This is a genomic window from Mesorhizobium sp. WSM3224 (assembly GCF_000427725.1).
In the GTDB taxonomy this organism is placed as follows: domain Bacteria; phylum Pseudomonadota; class Alphaproteobacteria; order Rhizobiales; family Rhizobiaceae; genus Mesorhizobium.
Genome location: NZ_ATYO01000033.1, coordinates 1 through 22,954, shown reverse-complemented (window position 1 = coordinate 22,954; position 22,954 = coordinate 1). Strand labels below are relative to the sequence as shown.

The window sequence follows — 22,954 nt, the reverse complement described above, 5'->3', positions numbered from 1 at the left end:
CGTTTCCGCTTCGCGCGCCGGCTTGCCACATCAGAGTCCATGCAAAGGAAAGGCGTGGACATGGACAAGCAGAAAATCCTGATCGTCGGCGGCAGCTCGGGCATGGGGCTGGCGCTCGCCAGGCGCTGTCTCGAGGAAGGCGCCGACGTCATCATCGCCGGGCGCGGGGAAGCGAAGCTGGACGCCGCGCGAGACGATCTCGGCCGCCCGGACGCGCTCGAAACGGCGGCGGTCGATATCGGCCGCGAGCACGAGGTCGCGGCGCTGTTCGAGCGTATCGGCCGGCTCGACCATATCGTCAGCACGGCCGCCGCGATCGAAGGCGCCTACCAGCTGCTGCCCGAGATCGAATTGGAGGCCGCGCAGCGGGTGGTGGAGAGCAAATTCTACGGACCGCTGCTGATTGCCAAGCATGGCGCGCCGAAGTTGCCGCCGACCGGTTCGCTCACCTTCGTCTCCGGCATTGCGGCCTATCGGCCCGCGGCGCGCGGTGCGGTGGTCGCCGCCGTCAACGCGGCACTTGAAGGGCTGGTGCGGGCTCTCGCCGTCGAGCTGGCGCCGATCCGCGTCAACGCCGTCTCGCCGGGCTGGGTCGACACACCGATCTGGGCGTTCGTCGCGGGCGAGAAAAAGAACGAGACGCTTGCCGCTATGGCGAAGCGCCTGCCTGCCGGCCGGGTCGGACGGCCTGAGGATATCGCCGACGCAATTCGCTTCCTGATGGGCAACGGCTTTACGACGGGAGAGACGCTGCAGGTCGAGGGCGGCCACCGGCTGGTCTGACCGGCGCGAAATTCTTGCCGATATCCGCGAGAAACTGCTTCAGCGCCGGCGGCTGGACGCGGCGGCGCCGCCAGATCATCACCACGTCCGCCGAGCGGACCGGCCCAGGCCAGGCAAGCTCGGCCACGTCGCCGCGATCGATCGCGGCGGCGACCGCCAGCCGCGGCACCAGGCCAAAGCCGGCGCCGGCTGCTACCAGCCCGGCAATGGCGTCGATGCTGCCGGCTTCGGCGGCGAGGCCGGGCTTGCCGAGACCCGCCTCGGCAAATGCCTTGTCGACCATGGCGCGGTAGACGCAGCCAGTCTCGGTGGCGACGAAATGCTTTTCGGCCAGTGTCGCCAGATCGACATCGGCCCGGTTGTCGCCGGGCGGCGCGATCAGTGCCAATGGCTCGACCGCCACGACGCGCCTGGCAAAGCGCTGGTCCGGCTCGCCGGCATCGACATCGAGATCAGCGGGCCGCTCGAAGCAGAAGACGACGTCGATCTCGCCCTCCCCCAGCCTGCGCAGCAAGTCGCCGCTGCCGCCGATCCTGAGCTTGATGTCGATACCACCGTGAGCGGCGCGGAAACCCGCGAGCCAGCCGGCAAGCCTTGCCGAGGCAATCGTCTCCAGCGCGCCGATCGAAAGTGTGCCAGCCGTCTCGGCCCTGGTCCCATCTACCGCGGCCCTGGCCTCGACGGCGAGCGCCAGCAGGTCCTCGGCATAGGGTCTCAGCGCCTCGCCCGCCGGCGTCAGTTCCAGCCCCTGCCGCGAGCGGGTGAAGAGGTTGGCGCCAAGCTCGGTCTCCAGCGCCTGGATCTGGTCGCTGACGCTCGACTGGGCGAGATTGACCCCTTGCGCCGCGCGCGTGACGTTGCCGGTCCGCGCGACCGCGAGAAAAGTCTTCAGCAGCCTGGGGTGCATAAGGGCGCCGGACTACTGGAGCTGCGGCTTCTTGAGGAAGGAATTGCGGTCGGCGGATTTTACCCTGAGCCAGGTCTCGCGACCGTCGCGCACCACGCGCAGCGGAATCTCCGCTCCGGCCGGATTCTGCCAAAGCTTGCGGTAGAAATCGGCCAGACCGTCGACCTCGCCGTCGCGCACGTCGGAGATGATGTCGCCCTGGCGCAGGCCCGCCTTTGCCGCGGGACCACCTTCCGCCACGCTCATCACGACCACCATGCCGTTCGACTCGGCCGAGAAGGCGCCGAGCCACGGACGCGGCGCCTTCGCCGCCTGACCGCGCTTGGTGAGATCGTCGAGGATCGGCGTCAAAAGATCGATGGGCACGACCATGTTGATGTCGGCCACCTCGCCCGCGCGGCTCATCTGCAGACGCAGCGAGCCGACACCGAGCAGCTTGCCGCGGTGGTCGAACAGCGCGGCGCCGCCCCAGGACGGATGCGCGGGCGCGATGAAGATCGCTTCATCGATCAGATATTCCCAGTAGCCGGCGAATTCCTGCTTGGTGACGATATGCGCGTCGACCTGCTGGCCGATGCCGTCGGCGAGCGTCACGGCATCGCCGATCTTGGCCTTCCTGGCGTCGCCGAACTGGACAGCCGGCAGGCCGAGCGGCGACAGCGCCTGCACCAGGCCGAAGCCTGTCTCCTGGTCGTAGGCCAGCGCGTGCGCGGCGACCACGCGGCCGTCCTGGTCGGTCAGCCACACTTCCTCGGCCTCGGTGATCAGATAGCCTATGGTGAGCACCAGGCCATTGTCGCGGATCACCACGCCGCTGCCCTCGCGGCGCGTGCCCAGCGCATTGGCGGTGAAGGCGTCGTCCGGAACCGTGGCGCGCACGGCAACGACGGAGCGCGAAATTTTTTCGATGGTCATCGATCCATCCTGCATTGCGGGTCTTCTTCTATAAGTATGGCCGAAGGGCCGCGGTGCAAGGGTGATCTTCCCCCTTGCCGGGCTGGCACAAGCGCTAGTTCAACGAAGATTGAACTTTTTTCTTTGACGCGCGCAAAACCACACCTAAGTCTATCGGCATCCGTGGCAAAACATCTCGCGCTTCACGAAACACAAGGCCTTCAACATGGATCAATACATCCCGCCGAAAGTCTGGACCTGGAACAAGCCGAATGGCGGCGAGTTCGCCTCGATAAACCGGCCGATCGCGGGCCCAACGCATGACAAGAAACTGCCGGTCGGCAGGCATCCGCTGCAGCTCTATTCGCTGGCTACGCCCAACGGCCAGAAAGTGACGATCATGCTGGAGGAGCTTCTGGCGCTCGGCCACAAGGGCGCGGAATACGATGCCTGGCTGATCAAGATCGGCGACGGCGACCAGTTCGGTTCGGGCTTCGTCGAGGTCAATCCGAACTCGAAGATCCCAGCGCTGATGGACCATAGCGAGCCGAAGCCGGTGCGCGTGTTCGAATCCGGTTCGATCCTGACTTATCTCGCCGAAAAATTCGGCGCCTTCCTGCCGACCGAGCGCGCTGCGCGCGCCGAGACCTTCTCATGGCTGTTCTGGCAGATGGGTTCGGCGCCCTACCTCGGCGGCGGCTTCGGCCATTTCTACGCCTATGCGCCCGAAAAGATCGAATACGCCATCGACCGCTTCGCCATGGAGACCAAGCGGCAGATGGACGTGCTCGACCGCAGGCTGGCGGAGAGCGAATATCTCGCAGGCCCGGACTACACGATCGCCGACATGGCGGTGTGGCCCTGGTATGGCGGGCTCGCCAAAGGCCGCAGCTACAACGACGCCGCGCAGTTCCTCTCGGTGCATGAATACAAGAACGTGCAGCGCTGGGCCGACGCGATCGACGCCAGACCGGCGGTGAAGCGCGGCCGCATGGTCAACCGCATGTCCGGCGATCCGGCCTTCCAGTTGCGCGAGCGCCACGACGCCAGCGACTTTGAGACGAAGACGCAGGACAAGCTGCAAGCAGCGGAGTGAGGCTCCCTACTCTCCCCACTAGGGGAAGTAGGACGCTACGCTACCTCCCATATGTATACGTCACCGCCGCCTGGCCGAGCGCCTGGCTCTTGGCGGCTGTCGAGGCCATCTCCGGCGACGGATTTTCCGGGATGCGCAGCGTCTTTCCGCTCAGTGCATAGAGGGTGAAGACATAGTGATGCGTGCCGCTGCCGGGCGGTGGGCACGGGCCGAAATAGCCGGCGCGGCCGACGCCGCCCGTGCCGGACACCGAACCCTTGGGCATGCGCTTGCCGCCTTCAGCGCCGGCGCCTTCGCGCAGGCCCTTGGCGCTTGCCGGGATGTTCCAGGCCAGCCAGTGCCAGAAACCCTTGCCGCCATTGGCGTCGGGGTCGAACATGGTCAGCGCGAAGCTTTTGGTGCCGGCTGGCGGGTCCTTCCAGGCAAGCGCGATCGAGACGCTCTGTCCGCCGCAGCCGGCCTTGTCGCCGAGATATTTCGCATCCCATTTGCCGTCCGAAACCGACGGGCTGGAAATCTCAAAGGCGGACGCCTGGGTTGCGAAGAGAGTGAATGCGCATACGATGAAGCTTAGGCGCGGGATCATGGCCCGTCCTCCCTGGCTGAGATCGCAGAGCGTATCTTAACGGGCCGGGCGGCACCGAGCAACTTTGCGTGACGGCGGCCGGCAACCTCCAATCTCTACTCCGCCGCTCTGCATTCCGCGACCGCCGGCATCGCCAGGCCCGCGACAGCCGACATCCAGAGCCGATCGATGCCGGCAAGCTTTGCCCGGTCTATCTCGTCGAGATGCTTCCAGTACATCCCATCCTCGTAGAAATAGCCGAACTTGCGTTCCATCGCCTCGGCCGCTTCAACCGCCTCGAGGTCTATGCCGGCATGCAACTCGGCCTGCATGGCCAGGACTTGCGGCATGGACAGCCGCTGCACGTCCTCGAAGGAGAGTTTTGGGAAAACCAGCCTGCTGCGCGGCAGATCCGACAGGTTGACGCAAAGCGTGCCGCGCCGCAGCGCGTGGAAAAGAAGGCGCGCGGACTTGGCCTCGAGACTCTGCAGCGTGACGTCGTCGCGCAGCGGGTCGGCGCGGCCGACGCCGTAGAAATGGGTGTCGCCAGCGCTGTCATAGATCATGTCGCAGCCCAGGAAGGCGAGCACGTCCGGCCTCTGGCTATGAACGCTCCAATAGGCCGACGTCAGCGACATGGTGGCGCCGGCATAGACGAAGCCGCCAAAGCTGTTCTGCGCCGGCACGTAGTGGGCGGCGCTGAAGATTTCGGCTTGCCGCAGTTCATGCCGCCGCGGCATGCGGTCAGGCGGAAAATCGCCGGCATGCACCAGGACGTCCCAGTCGGGGCGCACGCGCCAGGCATTGTTGATTGCGACGATGCTGGCGAATGCATGCTTGGTCCACGCGACACAGCGCGTGACATCCGGCGCGCTGCCGAGCAGCAGCGTCACGCGGGGCGGTGCATCACTCATCATGCCATCCCTCTTCGCGCACTCTTGCGGAGCGCATATGAGCCTTGCCCGCCGCTCCCGACAAGGGCCACGCTTTCTTCCGGCTGGCGGCAAAGCTCTGTTGGAACCTGTGGCAATGAACGATGCAAACCGCGGGAGCCTTCCCCATTGTGGAGAAAATCCGCGCGACTTTTGTGCCCACGGTGAGGTGAGCGACCTCTGTCGCGACGGGGCAATCAAGTGGGAAGGCCAACGCCGGCGCCTGCCGATATGCATAGGACAGGTGACAAAAAAGCCCCGCCGGTGGAGGCCGTCGGGGCTCTTTGGTTCGGACCATGAAGGTGGGACCCCACGGTCGGGTCGATCCAGGGGGTTGGATCGGCTGCGACACTAGCCGAAGAATCGGCCGCGCCGATAATCACGCCTGCGCACTAGCAATCACGCCTGCGCGAGTGGGAGGTGATAGCCGGCGAAGGGAGCGTTGGAGATTGGCGAAAGCGATGGCGACATCTGATCTCCCCCTTGTGGGGGAGATGCCTGGCAAGGCAGAGGGGGGGCGCTGTCCCGCCAGCGTCTCGGCAATTTGCAATTGGGTCCTGGCAAGTCCAAGTGGCGCGCGGCCGATCGGGTTTAATTGAGGTTGGCGCTCTACGGCGCCCCCCTCTGTCCTGCCGGACATCTCCCCCACAAGGGGGGAGATCAGCAGCTTCAACCCCACAGCAGCTTCGCCAGCCTCGGCACGCCTTCGTTGACCGCGCGATCATCCGCCAACGTGAACGACATGCGCAGTGTGTTGCGGCCGGCGCCATCGGCGTAGAAGGCGTTGCCCGGCACGAAGGCGACGCGCGCCTCCTTCACCGAGCGCGCCAGGAGCGCGGTGGCATCAGTGCCCTCCGGCAGCGTCAGCCAGACGAACATGCCGCCGTCCGGACGGCTCCAGGAAATGCCGTCAGGCATGTTGGCTTCGAGCGCACCGAGCAGCGCGTCGCGCCGCTTGCGGTAGGCGCCGATCAGCTTTTCCACCTGGGCGTCGAAGATGGCCTCGGCGACGCGGTGCATGACCATCTGGTTGATTGAGGGGCTGTGCAGGTCGGAGGCCTGCTTCATCAGCACCAGTTTCTCCACGACATGGCGCGGCGCGCAGACCCAGCCGACGCGCATACCGGGCGACAGGATTTTCGAGAATGACCCGCAATAGAGCGTGCGCGCCTTGTCGATGCCGCCGGAGCGGGCGCAGTCGAGCGCCTGGATCGGCGGCACGCCCTCGCCGTCATAGCGCAGCGCGCGGTAGGCTGCGTCCTCGATGACGGCGATGTCGAGCTCGCCGGCAAGGTCGAGCACCGCCTGGCGCTGCCTGGCGTCCAGCGTGTTGCCGGTCGGGTTGGCGAAATCCGGCACCAGATAGGCGAACTTCACCTTGCCGCCCCCTTTCGAAAAGGCAGAAGGGGCAGCGGCCGCGGCGCGATAGGCTTCCGGCGTCATGTTGCCGCCGGCGGTGTTCAGCCGGTCATAGCGCGGCTCATAGGCGTTGAAGGCCTGCAGCGCGCCGAGATAGGTCGGCCAGGTGACCAGAGCCGTGTCGCCCGGCGACAGGAACAGCTTGCCGAGATAATCGAGCGCCTGCTGCGAGCCGGAGGTGATGAAGATGTTGCCCTCGTCGCACGCCACGCCGAGCTTGCCCATATAGGCGGCCAGCCATTTGCGCAGCGGCAGGAAGCCTTCGCTGACCTGGTACTGCAGCGCCGCTCCTGCTTCCTTGCCGCCGAGCACGGCCTGGTAGGCATCGCCGATCGCCTCGGCGGGAAACAGCGACGGGTCGGGAATGCCGCCGGCGAAGGAGATGATGTCGGGCTGGTCGAGTAGCTTCAGCAGCTCGCGGATTTCCGAAGCCTTCATGCGCGAGGAGCGCGAGGCCAGAAGGTTCAACAGGGTCAAGGCGCACCTCCCGCAGGGCGAGTTTTGCATTTAGGTCAACTTTACTGACCTATTATCAGACTTTTTAGCCGAATTGAATAGCCCAGCCGCGAAACGCGAACGGGCCAATTTTTTCGGTCGCACCCGTTTGCTGGCGGAACCTGCCGCCGGCCATCGCGTTCACTGAAACGTGACTGACCCGGAATATCAGCGTCCTCTAACTCAACTACCATTGGTGGTACTGATGAAGGCGGCTCCGCCACGGGGCTAGAATGACGGGAGAGACAGGCCATGAAAACGAAGACTGCATTGCTGAGCCTATTGGTCGCGTCGGTCATAACCGGCACGGCGTTCGCCGGTATCCTCGACGAACCGAAGATGATGGCACACTTCTACACCGACAAGACGATGAAGACGATGAAGTCGGACGCCCAGATGAAGAAGGCCTGGGCCAAGATGTCGAAGAAGAACCAGGCCGCCATGATGAAGGAATGCAACGACGCAGCAATGAGCAAGCCGCATGCCGAGTTCTGCGCGAAGCTGAACGCGCTGGCCGGCCACGCCTGATCGGGCGCAGGTGGCGGCCCTGGAGAGAGGACCGCCATCCCCATTCAGCCCAATAATTCAACAGTATTTAGCGATTGCCGATGGAACCCGTTGCGCGAAAGCGCAGGCGGATGCAACCTCATTCCAGGAGACCGGCCAGAAAAAGAATACCGGTCCAAAAATGGGATGGGGCAATGACACTCGAAATCATCGGGGCCGGTTTCGGCCGCACCGGCACATGGTCGACTTTCGCCGCGCTGAACCGGCTCGGCTTTCCGAGCTACCACATGCAGGAAGTCATCATCAACAAAGCCAACAAGGGCCATCTCGATTTCTGGCGCAAAGTGGCGAACAGCTCGCCCGGTGCGCAGCAGGACTGGAACCGGGTCTTTGCCAATTACCGGGCGACCGTCGACAATCCGGGCTGCTGCGTGTGGCGCGAGCTGATGGCCGCCTACCCCGAAGCCAAAGTGCTTCTGACGCTGCATCCGCGCGGCGCCGAAGCCTGGTACGACAGCACCATCGACACGATCTACTTCACCGAGAATGTCTGGCAGTTCAAGGTGCTGGAATGGCTGACGCCGTTCGGCCGCAAGTTCGGAGACATGTCGCGCAAGCTGGTCTGGGGCCGGACGCTGAAGGGCGTGATGAACGACCGCGACAAAGCGGTGGCGCGCTACAATTCCTATGTCGAGGAAGTGAAGGCGGCGGTGCCGCCGGAAAAACTGCTTGTGTTCAAGGTCAGCGACGGCTGGGCGCCGCTCTGCGATTTCCTCGGCGTCGCGCTGCCCAACGAGCCCTTCCCCAATCTCAACGACCGCGCAAGCATCAAGAAGATCATTAACGGCATGATCATGGGATCCTACCTGATGCTTGCCGGCGTCGCGGCCCTGATCGCGCTGGCGGTCGGCGGCTTGTGGTGGTGGCTTGGGTGACGGGTGACCGGATAAGGCTACAAGACCGCCACGCCGGCCGCGCGACGCGCTTTAGAACGGCAACCGGATTTCGTCGAGCTGGTTCGACTGCTCCGGCCAGCCGATGTCCTTCTGGAGCTCGTGCGGCAGCTCGTTCAATTCGCGCGTCGTCCTCTTGCACTTGGTCGACCGCGCAAAGGCGGCGCGGATTCGGCTAAGACTTTTGAACATCGGAAACCCCCATAAATCAGCGGCGGAAAACCGGCGCCGCTATTCATCCGACGCCGCTTTTGCGATGTGTCTGTAACCAGTGGATTGCGCGCGAACGGTGAAATGCTTCACGAAGCCGGAGCGGCCTGAAACATTTGCATGCAAATTAATTTATAAACAGAGCAATGCCACCGTGCACCAGAAGGAACCGCGTTCGGCGAGCCGGTCACAGTCGCTCGAAGCTATCCAGCTTGAGGCGCAGCCTCTGGCCTTCCGCAAACGCGAGGGCGAAAGATTCAAGCTCGAAGGATCGCGTCAGTTCCCGGTCTTCCTCGACCACGCGGACAAACCATTCGCCACAGGCCTCGATCAATTCAACGCGGGACGGGACATGGCCGTTCGGTGTCACATCATCCATCGCAACTCTCCTTGGAAGCAATGGGAAACCATGAATCTATGATCGGCGGAATCGGCCCGCAAGATCAAATGATTGTACGGTTTCGTACAGATCGGCAAGCGCCGGCTTGTCCGCCGATTTCGCTCACGGGCTCGTCAATTGCACGATCGGCTTTCTGGGCCGGCAAAGCACCGGGTCAGGTTCTCGTTTCCGGCGCCTGCGTTTAGGCTCCGGCGCCGCGACAGTGGCCGGCAACACAGGGATCCATACCTTGTCCGCCAAGCTTCAGTCGGCTCGATTGTACGAATTTTACCAAGCAGAGGCAGTCGTTGCCTGGGCATTTCCAAGTGCTAGACAGGACGCGCGGTAAGCCGCAGTGGCCGGCGCGACTTGGGCAACGTTGCTTCACCGGCAGCCGCGTCGGCCATTTTTAACCTGTCGCGATCAAAGCTTATCCGAGCATCCGGACATATTCGGCCTCGGCTTGTCCGTAGTAGCCGTCGGCAATACCGACCAGACCATCCCGGTCGCGAATGGTAATCTCGCCACGCCGCGACCAGATGAGGCCGCGTCCTTCCAGAATTTGCAGGCCGATGGTGACGCCGGGCCGCCTGACGCCAAGCATGACGGCCAGGAATTCATGAGTGACCCGGATCTCGCCGCCGAGGGTCCGGTCATCACACATCAGCAGCCATCTGGCCAGCCGGTCCTCCAGCCTGGCGCGGGCATTGCTCAACGCCGTCGACCTGGTCTGGATATGAAGGTAGTGGACATAAAGCAGCAGGAAGTCGCGGAGCGTCGGACTTTCCTGAAGGGCGCCCTTGAATGCTTCCGCATCCATGCAGACCGCGTCGCCCATCATCTGCATGTAGCAATCGTTGGCCGCCCAGTCGACGCCCATCACCAGCGCCGAGCCCGACATGCCTTCGCGGCCGATTATGCCGACCTCGGTGTCCAGCCCCGGCCGGTTCCTTGCCACCACCGAGGCGATGCCGGATTCGAAGAAGCAGATCGTCTTGATCGGCTCGCCTGCCGATTCGAGCGGGGCCCTCAGATCAAGGATCCGATAGTGCAGATGCGGAGCGAGCAACTCGAAGTCACCCGGACTCATGCGGCGCAAAAGTGCGCTCTTCTCCTTGCTGACCGGCTGGTCCATCGCTCTCTCCCGGATCGGGCAAGAGCACGTGTAATCTCCCAGCCGTCCGCGCCCTGATTCACTGCAAACGGTCGCGGGAGGATAGCCCACCCAAATTAGCCGGGCGGGCTTGGTACAAAACCGACAATTCAGGCCACAAAATCGATCTGAATCAGCGCGTTGAGCGTTCGCCGGCGAGGATACGCGCTTCCCTGAGGATGGACGCACGATCGTTGCCGATCAGCGAAACGATCTCGAGTATCTGCTGCTCCGTGGTTCCGGATTCACGCGCCAAAGCCGCTACGGCTTCTGGGCTCAGACCGGATTGACCTGGCCGCTGCACCATTTGCTCCAATGCCGTTAGGGCAGGAGTGCGATGGTCGCTCCCAAGCGTCAGCGCCCATAAATCAGGCCGACGATGTCACCACTGTACGCTTTCGAACAAATCTTGGCGAGCGATATATTAGCCGCCCCGCATCAGCGCGTCATTCTCCCCTGCCGCGCCACCTCTCTTCCCGCCCGATAGACGGTTCGCTCCTTCGGCACCGCCACCACCGCTTCCGGCACATGCTCGGCCTTGAGCGCAACGAAATCCGCCTTGGCGCCGACGGCGATGCCGTAGCCTTCCAGCCCCAGCGCCTTCGCACCGGCGTGGCTCGCCAAATCATGAGCGGATTCCAGTTCCCAGTCCTCGTAGAAGCCGGAGCGGTAGCCGATCATGTTGGCGCGGTTCAGCATGTCGCCGTCGCCATACGGCCACCAGGAATCGCGGATGTTGTCGGAGCCGGCGAAGACCGTGACGCCGGCCTTGCGCAATGCCGCAACCGGCGGGAAAGGATGGTTGCCGGGCGCATTGGTCATGATGGCGACGCCGGAAGCGGCCAGCATCTCGCCGGCCTTTGCCAATGCGTCGGGAGAGATGTCGCCAAGCGCATAGGCATGGCTGATCGCGACCTTGCCGCCGATGCCGAGCGCTTTTGCGCGGGCGGCGATCTCCTCGATCTCGAACAGGCCGAGTGTGCCGCCGTCATGCAGGTGGATGTCGATGCCGGCGCCGTGCCTTTCGGCAAGGCCGAAGACGACATCGAGGTGACCGTCGACGTCGCGGTCGAAGCTTGCCGGGTCGAGCCCGCCGATCAGGTCGCAGCCGAGCTTCAGCGCTTCGTCGAGCAGCTCCGCGGTGCCCGGCGAGGACAGGATGCCGCTCTGCGGGAAGGCGACGAGCTGGACGTCGACGAGGTCGCGGTATTTTTCGCGCACGGCAAGGATCGTCTCGACATGCTTCAGCCCGACATCGGCATCGACCATGACGTGGCTGCGCATGGCAAGGCTGCCATTGCCGACGCAGAGCTCGAGCTGGTTTTTCGCGCGCTCCGCCATCGGCGCGGCCTGCTCGAGGTTGCGCATCTGGAAGGCGACCCGCTCGCGCACATCAAAGCCGTTGGTGCAGGGAATATGCGGACGCCAGGCATCGCCATAGAATGAGGTGTCGAGATGGATGTGGCCCTCGACGAAGGCCGGCAGCACGAGCTGGCCGGCGAGGTCGATGGCGCCCGCCGGCGGCGTCGCCGTGTTGGCGGCCGGAGCGATGGCGCTGAAGCGGCCGGCGGCGACGGTGAGGTCGGCGAGTGTGCCGTCGGCAAGTTTGGCGTTGAGAAAACGAGTCCGGTTCACGATGCAATCCATTGAAAAGGAAGGCATTAGTCGTCGCCGGTCGAGCGGACGAGGTCAATGCGGCAAGGAATAGAAACTGTTTCGTCCTTTCCTACTCCCTTGGGGGAGAAGGCAAAGTCGCGAGCCCCGCCATATACCGCTTTCGCGGAAGTTTCAGCCGGCGGCAAATATGCCATGGTGAAGCCTGCGGTATGAGGCCGCCGTGGTCGACGCGGACGCCCAAGCACATCCCCAACAATGCGCCCCCAACGGCCGCGTCGACCATGAACGGAAACGCCAACGGCGACCTTGCCCGGGGTCGTCGTTTTTTTACCCCCGCGCCTCGGCATATTCGGCGACCAGCGACTCGTATTCCTCGAAGGCAGGCAGCGCCGCGTAGCTGTGCACGGCCGATGTCGCCGCCCAGGGCAATTTCTCAGCCGTCCAGGTCTCGATGAAGGGCGCGAACCAGGCATGATCGTCGAGCATGGTCGGGCGCAGGTTGACGAACCAGTCGAGCCCTTCGGGCCGGGTGAACATCCAGGTCATGCAGTAGCCGCAGAAATAGTGCTTCGACGCGCCGTGCAGGCCGCCGATCACCGACTCGCCTTTCGTGATCTCGAAACCTTCCGCAGGGATCGCCGCGCTCAGCGAATAGGCGCTGGACGACATCGACTGGCAGCCGGTGCAATGGCAGGCCATGGTCAGCAAGGGTTTCGCCGAGATTTTCAGACGCACCCGGCCACAGCGGCAGCCTCCTTCGGCGGGCAGAGTGAGGGTGGGCAAGATGGGCTCCTTGGGTTGGATCGTCGGATCGAGACTCCAGTGACAAATGTCGGCGGGACAGCGCCCCCCTCTGTCCTGCCGGACATCTCCCCCACTTTGGGGGGAGATCAGACGTCGCCTTGGCTTTCGCCAATCTCCGACGCTGTAGATAACGCGAGGCGCTAGGACAGCCAATCTCCCCCCTTGTGGGGGAGATGTCCGGCAGGACAGAGGGGGGCGCGAAGGAATGCGGCCTTTCAGCTATTGCCGCCAGTCAGCTCCGCCGTCGTCGCCATCCGCGCGCCCTGCGTTTCGAACGCCGTATTGTGCCGCGCGATGATTTCCGGCGCCTTTTCCTTGTCGCTGTCCAATGTCGAATGAGCGTCGCAGACCACGGTGACGCCGAGCCCTTCGGCAAAGGCGCCCTTGATGGTCGCCGCGACGCAGAAATCGGTCTGGGCGCCAATGAGCACGACGTCCTTCGCGCCCTGCCCCGCCAACCATTCGGCCAGGCCGGGGTTGGAGAAGGCGTTGCCGGCGCTCTTGCCGAAGGTCGGCTCGTCGGCAGCCTGGCCGAGCGGCGGCCAGACCGGCCAGCCGGAAGCACCCGGCGCCAGCGGATCGCCCTCCGGCCCGTCATGGCGCACGAACGCCACCTTGCGGCCGGAGCGCCGCGCCCAGTCGATCAGCGTGCGGGCGCGCTCGGCGATGGCGTCGGCGTCATGGATCGGCGGATCGAAATGGCCGTCGAACATACCGGTCTGCAGGTCGATGACGATGAGCGGAGCGGCGGCGGAGGGGGTGACCGGCATGGCGGCGAAGATAGCGTGGGTGTGGGATGGGTCAAGGACCGGGACGAGCCGGCGAGCGCTATGCTTGCGTTGGGAGAAACAATCTCTAGTTGAAATCGGAAAACGATACAACTAATATAGGTCGAGGGATTTGGGGGATGACAATGGATGAACAATATACGGTATTCCTGATCGGAGGAGACACTGGCGGCGACGAGCAGGCGGTGTTCACGCCACACGATGTGGGAACCCGGTGCAGGCTCACCTGCAACTATCGAAACAAGGTCATCGAGGTCGAAGAAGACGACTATTTCGAAGCCCTGTGCCAAATCCGCAAGCACCTCGAAGTGGAAGGGATACTGCCCTTTTGTTATGGCGCGAGCGCCAATGTTTTCCCTGAAGGCACCGTGACAGAGATGAGTCGTGGATTGGTGGTCTGCAAGGTGAAAACGGGGGAACATCCCAAGAAGAGCGACTTAGTCAATATATTCGACGATGGCTATGATGTGATGCCCGTGTTCGTCTCCATGCAGCAGAAGTTTTGGGATTCATGGCTCGCCTCCCTGCCCCGATCGCAAGCCCCGGAGATAGCGAACTCAAAGGGCGGCGAAGTCCACTCCCTCTGGCGGTCTCTAACACTTGGCTTTGCCAAGATGTTGAAGTCGCTTTTTCCACCGCCAGGGGGAAGATAAGGCGCCGCCGCCTCACGACATCAGCGGCATCGGGCCCTTCAGCGCCTCCGCCAACGCATCGCGAAAGACCGCGATCGGGCGCGCCAGCCTTCCAGCGGGCGGGCGGTGGAGCAGCCAGCAGCGCACTTGCGGCTTGAAGCCGGGACAGTCGACCACCTCGACCGCGTCGCGCCATTGGCTGCCCGACAGCGCGCCGGGGGTGACGACGCCGATACCGTGGCCGCGCGCCACCAGCGACATCCTGAGGTCGGCGCCCTGCGCCTCGACGCCGACATGGAAGGGCAGCCGCGCCACCTCGAAGCGGTGGCGAATGAAGGCGCGAAAACCGCAGCCGGTTTCGTTGAGCACCCAGGGATAGCGCGCAAGATCGTTGAGCTCGGCCGGCTTCGGCACGCCGAGGCCCGGCGATGCGACAAGAAGCACCGCCTGCAGGCCGAGATCGTCGCCGTCGAGCTCGGGCGGCGGTGCGACGCCCTCGGCAAGGCAGACCGCGACCGCGTCGATCTCGCTGTGCAGCACCTGCTCCACCAGGCGCGGCGACAGGCTGGAGGTGATCTTCAGCGTCAGTTGCGGGAAGGCGGCGCGCAGGCTATCGAGCGGCTCGGACAGCGCGCTGGTCGAGAGATAAGGCATGATGCCGAGGCGGAACTCGCCCCTCACCTCCCCCGCAGGCGAGACGCCGGCCTTCAGATCCTCCAGCGAGCGCAGCACGCGGCGGCCATGCTCATAGGCTTCGCGGCCCGATGCGGTGGGTTTGAGCGGCTTCGACTGGCGGTCGAGCAAGGACGTCGCCAGCCGCTCCTCGAGGTTCTGCACCCGGCGTGTCACGCCGGGCTGGGTGAGGTTGAGCCTGGCCGAAGCGCCGACGATGGAGCCGGTTTCGACGACGGCGACGAAGGCCTCGAGGTCGTGGATGTTCATGCGCAACTCGCATAATCATTATCAGATCAATTCAATTGTAGCATTATGATCGTTGCGAATAAAGTCCTCGCGGAATATGCGAACAACGAGGCCAGCCATGAACGGAACAGACAACGCCCGGGTCGCTACGGCCGACTTAGCCGAACGGCCGCCGCATGCCGGCGGCGGCACCATCACCCGGTCCCAGACGCTGCTGTTCGCGGCCTCGGTCGGCATCATCGTCACCAATTTGTTCGCGCCGCAGACGCTGGTCGGGCTGATCGGCCCGTCGCTCGGCGCCGCGGCATCGGAAAGCGGCCTGGTCTCGATGGCCACGCTGCTCGGCTATGCCGCCGGGCTGTTCTTCCTGGTGCCGCTGTCGGATCTGGTCGAGAACCGCGTGCTGGTGCTGCGCATGCTGTGCGCGGCCGCCCTCGCCGCGGCGGTCGCTTCATTCGCGCCGTCCGCCGCTTCGCTGCTCGCCGTGCTGTTCATCCTAGGCGCCGCCTGTTCCTGCATCCAGGTGCTGGTGCCGGTCGCTGCCTCGATGGCGCCGCCGGGACAGGACGGGCGCGTCATCGGCGACGTGATGAGCGGGCTGATGATCGGCATCCTGCTCTCTCGTCCGATTGCCAGCCTCGTCGCCGACGCTTTCGGCTGGCGCGCCTTCTACGGCATCAGCGCCGCGGCACTTGCGCTGCTTGCCGTCCTGCTCGGCCTCACCCTGCCAAGGCGGAAGCCGCTGGCGCGTGCGAGCTATGCGGGGCTCATCGCCTCGTTGGTCGGGCTTCTGGGCCAGGAGCCGGTGCTGCGCCGCCGCGCCTTCACCGCGAGTCTGGTGATGGCGGCGTTCAGCGTGTTCTGGACGGCGGTGGCGCTGCGCCTCTCGGCTCCGCCCTTCGATCTCGGCCAGAAAGGCATTGCGCTGTTTGCGCTGGTCGGCGCCGGGGGCGCCGCGGTGACGCCGATCTTCGGCCGCGCCGGCGACCGCGGTCTTACGCACCCGGCCACGATTTTCTGCCATCTCATGCTGATCGCGGCGCTGGGTCTCGCGGCCTTCGCCGGCGCGGCCAAGGCCGGCGGCGCGTGGCTGCCGCTCATCCTCATGGGTCTCAGTGCGGTGCTGCTCGATATCGGCGTCACCGGCGACCAGACGCTGGGCCGCCGCGCCGTCAACCTCCTGCAGCCAAAGGCGCGTGGCCGCATCAACGGGCTGTTCGTCGGCATCTTCTTCATCGGCGGCGCGATCGGTTCGCTGCTGGCGGGACTTGCATGGGCCTGGGGCGGTTGGAATGCGGTGTGCGCGGCCGGCGCGGTGTTCGGGTTGGTGGCGCTGATGGTCGACCTGGCGGGCGGCCCGGAGTAGCCGTCACTCGCCCTGCTCAGGCATTCCTCGGATCGGCCACGCATTGCGGGATCGAGCGGGTAGCGGCGATCAGCTTGCCGCGCACTTCCGAAGGCGCGGATCGGCTTCGACCTAAGCCCGGTAAAAAAGGGCTGACCCGCAGGCGTACAAAGTCCCCTCCCGAGCAGTAAACAAGACAGACCAGCCCGGCCTCGTATAATCGCTCTGCCAGATCGGCCGTGGGCTGTCACCCGATCCCGCCGGTGATTACAAAGGTTCCGCTGCAGTGCCCATCAGGCAAACGCACGATGGCCGTTACGATCGAGCCGTAGGCGCCGCGCCAGACGCTGTGGAAACGTTGATGCGTCGAGGCCGGCACCGCCGCTCGACCGGTGTAACGATCGTGTCTTGCCTGCATGAGAATGGGCTCGCCGTTGACGTGGGCTTTCACTTCGGCTGGCTCGTCCGCGTCGATCTCCAACACGATTGCGATCTCGTCGGTGTCGCCGGATCGCGTCGTCTGCGCGGTCAGCGCCAGCGTGGGCGGGGCACCGCCAGCGCGACCCGCCGCGCCTCTGCCCTCGAACACATCATCGGCCAGCGCCGGCGTGCGAGGCGGAACGGTGCGGCGCCTTGTGGCGCGCTCGTAGTCGCCGGCGATCGTCAGCAGCGCCACGTCGTCATAAGCCTTGCCGGCGAAGGTCAGGCCGACGGGCATGCCGATATCGGCCATCGTGCCCATCGGCACCGTCACCGTCGGGATGCCAAGATGGCGCCAGACGAGATTGCCGTTGGCGACCCAGGTGCCGTTGCGCCAGGCAAGCAGGGCCGAGGCCTCGTTGATATCGGCATCGGCAGGACCGACGTCGGCGGCCGCCGGCAGCACCACGGCATCGAGGCGGTTCGCGTCGAGCCACTCCTCGAAGTCGACGCGGCGCGTTGCCTCCAGGCCTTTCAGTCCCGCCTCGATGGTTGGAATGGTTGCGAGCGGCGCCACGCCCTGCTTCGCCCGCTCGACATACTGCGCCAGATCGAAATCGGCATCGCCATAGCGGTCTGGCAACGCGCCCGGCGGACGCGGGAAGATTTTCGGGCCGTCGACCGAAGCAAGATCGGGGATAGCGGGGTCGGCATTGGCGCGCAGGAAGTCGTCCCAGGACCAGATGGACAAGTCCCAGATTTCGCGCTCGGCAAACTCCACCGGCACAGGGCCGCGATCGACCATCGAGCGAGCGCCCGGACGATCGCGCTCGTAATTCGAGACGACGGGGAAATCGACCTCGTCCACCTCGGCGCCGAGCGCTTCCAGGTCCCGCGCCGCCTGCCGCCACAGCTCCAGCACCGAGGCACGGGTCTCGATCGGCCGGTTCGCGCCGTCATCCTTGCCGATATATAGTTTCGGCACGCCGAGCCGTTTTCCTCTCAGCGCGCCTTGCATCGGAAGCGCGGTATAGCTCGCCGGCCTCAGCGCCGAGGCTTTCGGGATATGCACCCAGGGCTGCACGCGCCAGAAATCGCCGCGCGTCTCGTCGTCGTCGGCGACGATCACGTCGAGCAGTTCCAGCATGTCGGGGATGGTGCGCGTATGCGGCACCACCACGTCCATGGTCGGCACCAGGGGCCAGTTGCCGCGCGCCGAGATGACGCCGCGCGAGGGCGTGTAGGCGACCAGCGCGTTGTTGGAGGCCGGCGCGCGCCCGGACGACCAGGTCTCTTCGCCCAGCCCGAAGGCGGCGAAGGACGCGGCGGTCGCCGTGCCCGAGCCGTTGGACGAGCCGGAGGCGAAGGCGGCGGTGAGGAAATCCTTGTTGTACGGGCTCTCGGCGCGGCCATAAACGCCGCGCTGCATGCCGCCATTGGCCATCGGCGGCATGTTGGTGAGGCCGATCAGCACCGCGCCCGCGGCGCGCAGCCGGGCGATGGTGAAGGCGTCCTCCGTGGCGACGAGATGCTCGAAGGCCGGCGAGCCGGCCGCGACCGTCAGGCCCTTCGCCTTGTAACTGTCCTTGGCGGTGTAGGGGATGCCGTCGAGCGTGCCGAGCGCCTTGCCCTGGCGACGGCGCCGGTCGGAGGCTTGCGCCTCCTCGAACATGTTCGGGTTGAGTATGGGCACGGCGTTGAGCGCGATGCCATGGCGGTCGTAATGGGCAATGCGCCTGAGATACGCGCCGGTGAGCTCGACGCTGGTGACGGCGCCGCCGTCCAGCGCGCGGCGCAGGTCGGCGATCGAGGCTTCGACGAGGTGGAGGGTAGGCATGTCTCATTTCCTACATGCGTGAAGGTCGCAACGGCCGAGGTCGCGTTCCGTCACACCCCCCTCTGCCCTGCCGGGCATCTCCCCCGCAAGGGGGGAGATCAGATGTCGCGTAAACTTTCGCCAATCGCCAGCGTGCGGAAACGGCGCGAGGCCGAAGCTGCCGATCTCCCCCCTTGCGGGGGAGATGTCCGGCAGGACAGGGGGGGTGCTGTCCCGCCGACCTGTCCGTGTACAAGTTTCGGGAATTAGTCTCAGTCCGGCGCCCCCGCAAACAGCACCGTCCCGTCCCCTCCCGCCGCCGGCCAGTCGCGGATGGTGCGGTCGATGCCGCCTGTGACGAGCGTGCCGTCGGCGGCGAAGGCGACCGAATAGATCGGTCCGGTGCCGGGGTCGAATTCGGCGATCTCGGCGCCCGTGTCCATGTTCCAGATCCGCGCCGTGCCGTCGAGCGAGACCGAGCCGAGACGCTTGCCGTCGTCCGACAAGGTCAGCGCATAGACCGTGCCGGAATGGCCGTCGAAGCGCCGGACTTCCTTGAAGGTGTCGAGGTCCCAGAGTTTTATCGTGTAATCGCCGCTGCCGGTCATGGCATGATGACCGTCGGCCAGGAAGACCGCGCCATAGGCCCCGCGTTCGTGGCCGTGCCAACTGCGCAGTTGCTTGCCGGCGACGATGTCCCAGAGTTTCAATTCGCCGTCGATGCTGCCCGAGATCGCGCGCGTTCCGTCAGGCGAGACGGCGACGGAACTGACCGACCAGTCGTGGCCGGGCAGCACATGCAGCACGGCGCCCTTCTCAAGGTCCCAGACGACGACCGAGCCGGTGTCGTGGCCGCTGACGGCAAGTTTGCCGTCGGGACCGACGGCGAGCTTGTTTACGCCGCCGTTCTGGCCCGACGAAAAGACGTGCAGCACCGTGCCGTCCGAGAGCTGGCGCAGCACGATCTCGCCGTCGTCGCCGGCGGTCAGCGCGGCCTTGCCGCCGGGCATGAAGAGCGCGACACGCGCCATGTCCTTATGGGTGCCGAGGTCGCGGATCAGCCGCTTGCCGTCGATGTCCCAGAGCTTGATCATCCGGTCGGTGCTGGCGCTCATGATCTGGTGGCCGTCGGCCGACACCGCCAGTCAGACGACGGCGTCGCGATGGCCTTCCGGCGCGGTCGGCTGGGCCGGAGGCGCCGGTGGAGACGGCGCGATCGTCTCGGGCGGCATGCCCAGTTCAGGCTGCGCGGCCGGCGCCAGCGTGGTTTGCTGGGTGGGCGCAGATGACGGCTGCGTCGATTGTTGGACGGGCGTCGGCTGGGATGGCCCGGCAGGCGCCGATACGGGCGCGGGCGCCGGCGCGAGTTCTGGCGGAAGCGTCGACAGTAGCGCTTGCGCGGCGGCCGGGTCGGGCGCGGGTACCGGCGCGAGTTCCGGCGGCGGCGTAGCAGGTAGCGCCGGCGCGGCGGCGACCTCGTTGGAATCGGCCGGCGCGGCCGGTTCGACGCCTGCCCGCCACGGGCCGTACTGGTCGGTGACGATGACGAGCAGGGCCAAAAGCGGCAGCGCGAGAGCGACGCGGCGCAGCCATGGATGCCCGGCCGGCTCGATCCCGGCGTCGCGGCCGAACAAAGGGGCAGCCGGATCTTGCCTTGCCGAGGCCGGCAGCAGGCCGGCGAGGAAAAGCAGCCCGGCAAGGACCGACAGCAGGCCGGCCGCGCCAAAGACTTCCAGACGCGTCGTCGCCAGGGGCTTGCCGTCCAGTGCCGGATAGAGCTTGGCGAAACAGGCAATGCCGACGACCAGCATCGCCAGCGCCAGCAGCCTGTCGGTCGATCTCTTCATCGATCTCCCCCGCGCCTTGCAGTAGCCGCGCCCTCGCAACCCCGCAGCGGTAACGGCCCCTGCATCCTAGCCGAGGTTGCGGCCAAGGCTAAGTGCAAGACATCACACTGATTCGCGGGGCGATATCTTTCGCACCCGGTTTCGGCAGGCGCGACCATCATACTATTGAGCGGCGGTTAGATCAGTAGAACGCTGTCCCCAGGAACGGAACGGCCGCTTGCTTGACAGAAACTGCTTATATGAGATTATCCGCCGGAATTTTCGAGGAGAGCAATTCGCATGAAGAAGACTTACGAGAAGCCGATTCTGGTGCGCAAGGGAAAGCTTTCGGCGGTTGTGGCTGGTTCGCCCGTGCCGGGTTGATAATGAACCATCGACGCTTTTGAGCATGTATCGATTGGGGGATTTCAATATGAAGAAAACTTACGAGAAGCCGGTTTTCGTCCGCAAGGGCAAGCTATCGGCGGTTGTGGCAGGCCTTTCGATTACCATCAGCAACGGTGCCGTGCCCGAGTAACCAAACTGGTCTCTCGACAATCCCCGCCACGAGGATTGTCTTTTCATTTCCCGCCTCTCGGGCGCCTCTAGGATTTGTGCATATGCGCCATTCGCATTTGCGCACGATCGCGGGGGCTATCGTCTCGCGGTCCGCGGCTGCGGCTTCCTGCTTTCGCGCCGGCCATGGTGTCCCTCTTTGAGGCTCTGCGGCAACCGCAAAAGCCTTGGTTCGCCGGTACACATCCGACGACGTCAGAGCGCCACCACCAGATCATCCAGCACGGCCTGCCAGTGGTGCCTGGTCGAGATTTTCACGCGCGTCACCGCCTTCAGCATCGGCGCGTAGTGCACCGGCGCCAGCGCCGACAGCACGATTTCGGCGCTGGCGATCAGTTCTTCCCCCAGCCAGCTTTCGACCAGCGCCACCTCGCCTTCCGAGGCGAGCCAAGCTGCGGTCAGCATCGCCGAATGGAAGCCGAAGGGCGCGGCACGGCCAAACTCGGCCGGATGGCCGCTGCTTGTATAGGCGATGTAGGCGCCCGACACGTTGCCGTTGACATAGCCCTCGCTGTTTGCGGTGTGGTCGCGCGCCATGACGTTGAGATTGCGCCAGTCGAGCCCGGCATGGCCCGACGGCACCTTGCACAGGCCGCGTAGAGTTATGTCGTCGAAACCGATGGCCTTGAGCGCCGCGTCGGATGCGAGCGCGCCGGGCGCCAGCAGGCCGAGATCGACCGGATAGGCCGACAGCGCGAGCCGCCGGTCGAGCCCGGAACCGGCAATGACGATCTCATTGGCATCGGCGCCCAGCGGAAAGCGGAAGGCCGCGTCCGCAGGCAGCGTGCGGCTCTCGAGCAACCGGCCCTTGCCCATGATAGACAGGATGGCCCCCGCCCCGGCCGGCGTGCCGCCACTCACCGTGCGCACCGGCGCAAGGCCGACCGGCTTCGGCAGGCCCTCGCCGGCGAGGCCGACCATCGAGCCCGGTGCTTCGAGCAGGCGCACTGCCTGGACCTCGTTGGCGCTGCTGGCGCGCCAGCCGGGCGGCACCGAGACCGAGAAACGATAGACCCCGGGCCGCTGGATCGCCGCGCTGCGCCGCTTCGACGACATCGGGAAATTGGCGAAGCCGGCGCCATTGCTGCGCGCCGCGGCCAGGAAAGTGCCGCGCTCGTCATAGAGCCGCACCATGATGCCCGCCATCGGCCGATCGGCCACGCCATAGGCGCCATCGCCATCGACATCCATGTAGACGAAGGACGAGAAGTTGAGCTTGCCGGATGTCGGCGCCCAATTGGCGCGCCGTGCGTAGTCGCCGGCCGGATTGGGATTGCCGCGCGCCTTGCGGCGTTTCCGGCGCCGGCGCAGCGCGATCGCGATGAGGGCGACGGCGCCGGCAAGGACGAGGGCCGAAATGAGGACGACCAGGACGCTGTCAGCCATGGCGGGGGTGTGATGGTTGGAGATCGCTGTTCAAGACCACGAGCATGAATTGTACCCCCTCCAAGTTTTCGGCAGATTAGCGTTGGACATCGATGCCGCAAGTCACTGTCGTGGAAGGCCATTTGGATTGAGACGCTGGCGGACAGCACCCCCCTCTGTCCTGCCGGACATCTCCCCCGCAAGGGGGAAGGTCGGATGTCGCACCGGCTTTCGCCAATCACCATCGTTGCAGGAAAGGCGAGACGCCCAAGCACCTAATCTCCCCCCTCACATGAGGGCCATTGGGTCAAGAGGTTGATCTGCTAGCTGTTGGTTTGATCGTGGGGCAGCTGTTCGTCCCGACCATAGGGCGCTCGAAAGCGTCGCGCGCAGATCGGCGCAAGGCCGGCTGTCCAGCCGCCGCGCAGCGGCTTGGTCTTGCGCTGATTGAGCACGGCGCCACACTGGACGTGGCGGGATGTAGCTTTGCGTCTCCTGGCCCGGGACCTGCCTTGGCGGGACTGACGGCGCGCTCTGGAGCGCCCTCAGAA

22 protein-coding genes are annotated in these 22,954 nt (G+C 65.2%); 6 read left to right on the top strand and 16 right to left on the bottom strand.

What is annotated here, in order from left to right:
* The first annotated feature begins 60 nt into the window (after nt 1-60).
* Nucleotides 61-783 (top strand): SDR family oxidoreductase, encoded by a 723-nt coding sequence (locus tag YU3_RS0130285; RefSeq protein ID WP_245273705.1) that lies wholly within the window; start codon nt 61-63, stop codon nt 781-783.
* Here the strand turns inward: YU3_RS0130285 and YU3_RS0130280 are convergent.
* The gene (locus YU3_RS0130280) at nt 734-1,690 is read right to left on the bottom strand and encodes a LysR family transcriptional regulator (protein ID WP_027169726.1); all 957 of its coding nucleotides are present in this window, start codon (nt 1,688-1,690) and stop codon (nt 734-736) included. The two genes, YU3_RS0130285 and YU3_RS0130280, sit on opposite strands and share 50 nt — an antisense overlap.
* A 12-nt stretch (nt 1,691-1,702) precedes the next feature.
* Nucleotides 1,703-2,605 (bottom strand): S1C family serine protease, encoded by a 903-nt coding sequence (locus YU3_RS0130275; protein ID WP_027169725.1) that lies wholly within the window; start codon nt 2,603-2,605, stop codon nt 1,703-1,705.
* Between the two features lie 205 nt (nt 2,606-2,810).
* Between YU3_RS0130275 and yghU the strand changes: the two genes are divergently transcribed.
* Nucleotides 2,811-3,680 (top strand): glutathione-dependent disulfide-bond oxidoreductase, encoded by an 870-nt coding sequence (yghU, locus tag YU3_RS0130270; RefSeq protein WP_027169724.1) that lies wholly within the window; start codon nt 2,811-2,813, stop codon nt 3,678-3,680.
* A 40-nt stretch (nt 3,681-3,720) separates the two neighbouring features.
* Here the strand turns inward: yghU and YU3_RS37800 are convergent, their stop codons facing one another.
* From YU3_RS37800 to YU3_RS0130255, 3 genes are all read right to left on the bottom strand, one after another.
* On the bottom strand, nt 3,721-4,266 hold the full coding sequence (locus YU3_RS37800) for a YbhB/YbcL family Raf kinase inhibitor-like protein (RefSeq protein WP_036259913.1): 546 nt from the start codon (nt 4,264-4,266) through the stop codon (nt 3,721-3,723).
* 95 nt (nt 4,267-4,361) lie between these two features.
* A complete protein-coding gene (locus tag YU3_RS37795) occupies nt 4,362-5,162 on the bottom strand; it encodes a hypothetical protein (RefSeq protein ID WP_036259911.1) in 801 nt (266 codons plus the stop codon).
* A 684-nt stretch (nt 5,163-5,846) separates the two neighbouring features.
* A complete protein-coding gene (locus YU3_RS0130255; protein ID WP_051334142.1) occupies nt 5,847-7,103 on the bottom strand; it encodes a PLP-dependent aminotransferase family protein in 1,257 nt (418 codons plus the stop codon).
* A 240-nt stretch (nt 7,104-7,343) separates the two neighbouring features.
* On the opposite strand from YU3_RS0130255, the gene YU3_RS0130250 reads away from it, so the two are divergent.
* Nucleotides 7,344-7,619 carry a hypothetical protein gene (locus YU3_RS0130250; RefSeq protein WP_027169722.1) on the top strand — a complete coding sequence of 92 codons (276 nt, stop codon included), beginning with the start codon at nt 7,344-7,346 and terminating at the stop codon, nt 7,617-7,619.
* Between the two features lie 173 nt (nt 7,620-7,792).
* Entirely contained in the window at nt 7,793-8,533 is a 741-nt protein-coding gene (locus YU3_RS0130245; RefSeq protein ID WP_027169721.1) for a sulfotransferase family protein, read from the top strand.
* Between the two features lie 51 nt (nt 8,534-8,584).
* On the opposite strand, the gene YU3_RS41400 is transcribed toward YU3_RS0130245, so the two are convergent.
* From YU3_RS41400 to YU3_RS0130210, 6 genes are all read right to left on the bottom strand, one after another.
* Nucleotides 8,585-8,743, bottom strand: a complete 159-nt coding sequence (locus tag YU3_RS41400; RefSeq protein ID WP_198021746.1) for a hypothetical protein — start codon at nt 8,741-8,743, stop codon at nt 8,585-8,587.
* A gap of 205 nt (nt 8,744-8,948) precedes the next feature.
* Nucleotides 8,949-9,140 carry a hypothetical protein gene (locus tag YU3_RS0130235; RefSeq protein ID WP_027169720.1) on the bottom strand — a complete coding sequence of 64 codons (192 nt, stop codon included), beginning with the start codon at nt 9,138-9,140 and terminating at the stop codon, nt 8,949-8,951.
* Between the two features lie 430 nt (nt 9,141-9,570).
* On the bottom strand, nt 9,571-10,275 hold the full coding sequence (locus tag YU3_RS0130230) for a Crp/Fnr family transcriptional regulator (protein ID WP_027169719.1): 705 nt from the start codon (nt 10,273-10,275) through the stop codon (nt 9,571-9,573).
* Nucleotides 10,276-10,731: 456 nt separating this feature from the next.
* Entirely contained in the window at nt 10,732-11,940 is a 1,209-nt protein-coding gene (locus YU3_RS0130220) for an amidohydrolase family protein (protein WP_027169718.1), read from the bottom strand.
* Nucleotides 11,941-12,237: 297 nt separating this feature from the next.
* Nucleotides 12,238-12,693: a GFA family protein gene (locus tag YU3_RS0130215; protein ID WP_051334141.1), complete on the bottom strand. Its 456-nt coding sequence runs from the start codon at nt 12,691-12,693 to the stop codon at nt 12,238-12,240.
* A gap of 236 nt (nt 12,694-12,929) precedes the next feature.
* Complete coding sequence (locus tag YU3_RS0130210; protein ID WP_036259909.1) at nt 12,930-13,484, bottom strand: isochorismatase family protein; 555 nt, start codon at nt 13,482-13,484, stop codon at nt 12,930-12,932.
* A gap of 143 nt (nt 13,485-13,627) precedes the next feature.
* Here YU3_RS0130210 and YU3_RS37790 point away from each other — a divergent pair, with 143 nt between their 5' ends.
* Nucleotides 13,628-14,155: a hypothetical protein gene (locus YU3_RS37790; protein ID WP_198021745.1), complete on the top strand. Its 528-nt coding sequence runs from the start codon at nt 13,628-13,630 to the stop codon at nt 14,153-14,155.
* A 12-nt stretch (nt 14,156-14,167) separates the two neighbouring features.
* On the opposite strand, the gene YU3_RS0130200 is transcribed toward YU3_RS37790, so the two are convergent.
* A complete protein-coding gene (locus YU3_RS0130200) occupies nt 14,168-15,076 on the bottom strand; it encodes a LysR family transcriptional regulator (RefSeq protein ID WP_027169715.1) in 909 nt (302 codons plus the stop codon).
* A 97-nt stretch (nt 15,077-15,173) separates the two neighbouring features.
* Here YU3_RS0130200 and YU3_RS0130195 point away from each other — a divergent pair, with 97 nt between their 5' ends.
* On the top strand, nt 15,174-16,421 hold the full coding sequence (locus YU3_RS0130195) for an MFS transporter (protein ID WP_036259907.1): 1,248 nt from the start codon (nt 15,174-15,176) through the stop codon (nt 16,419-16,421).
* 226 nt (nt 16,422-16,647) lie between these two features.
* Here YU3_RS0130195 and YU3_RS0130190 read toward each other — a convergent pair whose 3' ends face one another.
* The 4 genes from YU3_RS0130190 to YU3_RS0130170 all read right to left on the bottom strand — a co-directional run bounded on the left by YU3_RS0130190 (nt 16,648) and on the right by YU3_RS0130170 (nt 22,424).
* Entirely contained in the window at nt 16,648-18,657 is a 2,010-nt protein-coding gene (locus tag YU3_RS0130190; protein ID WP_027169713.1) for an amidase, read from the bottom strand.
* Nucleotides 18,658-18,908: 251 nt separating this feature from the next.
* Nucleotides 18,909-19,775 carry a WD40 repeat domain-containing protein gene (locus YU3_RS41905; protein WP_348631197.1) on the bottom strand — a complete coding sequence of 289 codons (867 nt, stop codon included), beginning with the start codon at nt 19,773-19,775 and terminating at the stop codon, nt 18,909-18,911.
* Between the two features lie 6 nt (nt 19,776-19,781).
* A complete protein-coding gene (locus tag YU3_RS41900; RefSeq protein ID WP_245273703.1) occupies nt 19,782-20,483 on the bottom strand; it encodes a hypothetical protein in 702 nt (233 codons plus the stop codon).
* Between the two features lie 750 nt (nt 20,484-21,233).
* The gene (locus YU3_RS0130170; RefSeq protein ID WP_027169712.1) at nt 21,234-22,424 is read right to left on the bottom strand and encodes a hypothetical protein; all 1,191 of its coding nucleotides are present in this window, start codon (nt 22,422-22,424) and stop codon (nt 21,234-21,236) included.
* Nucleotides 22,425-22,954: the final 530 nt, after the last annotated feature.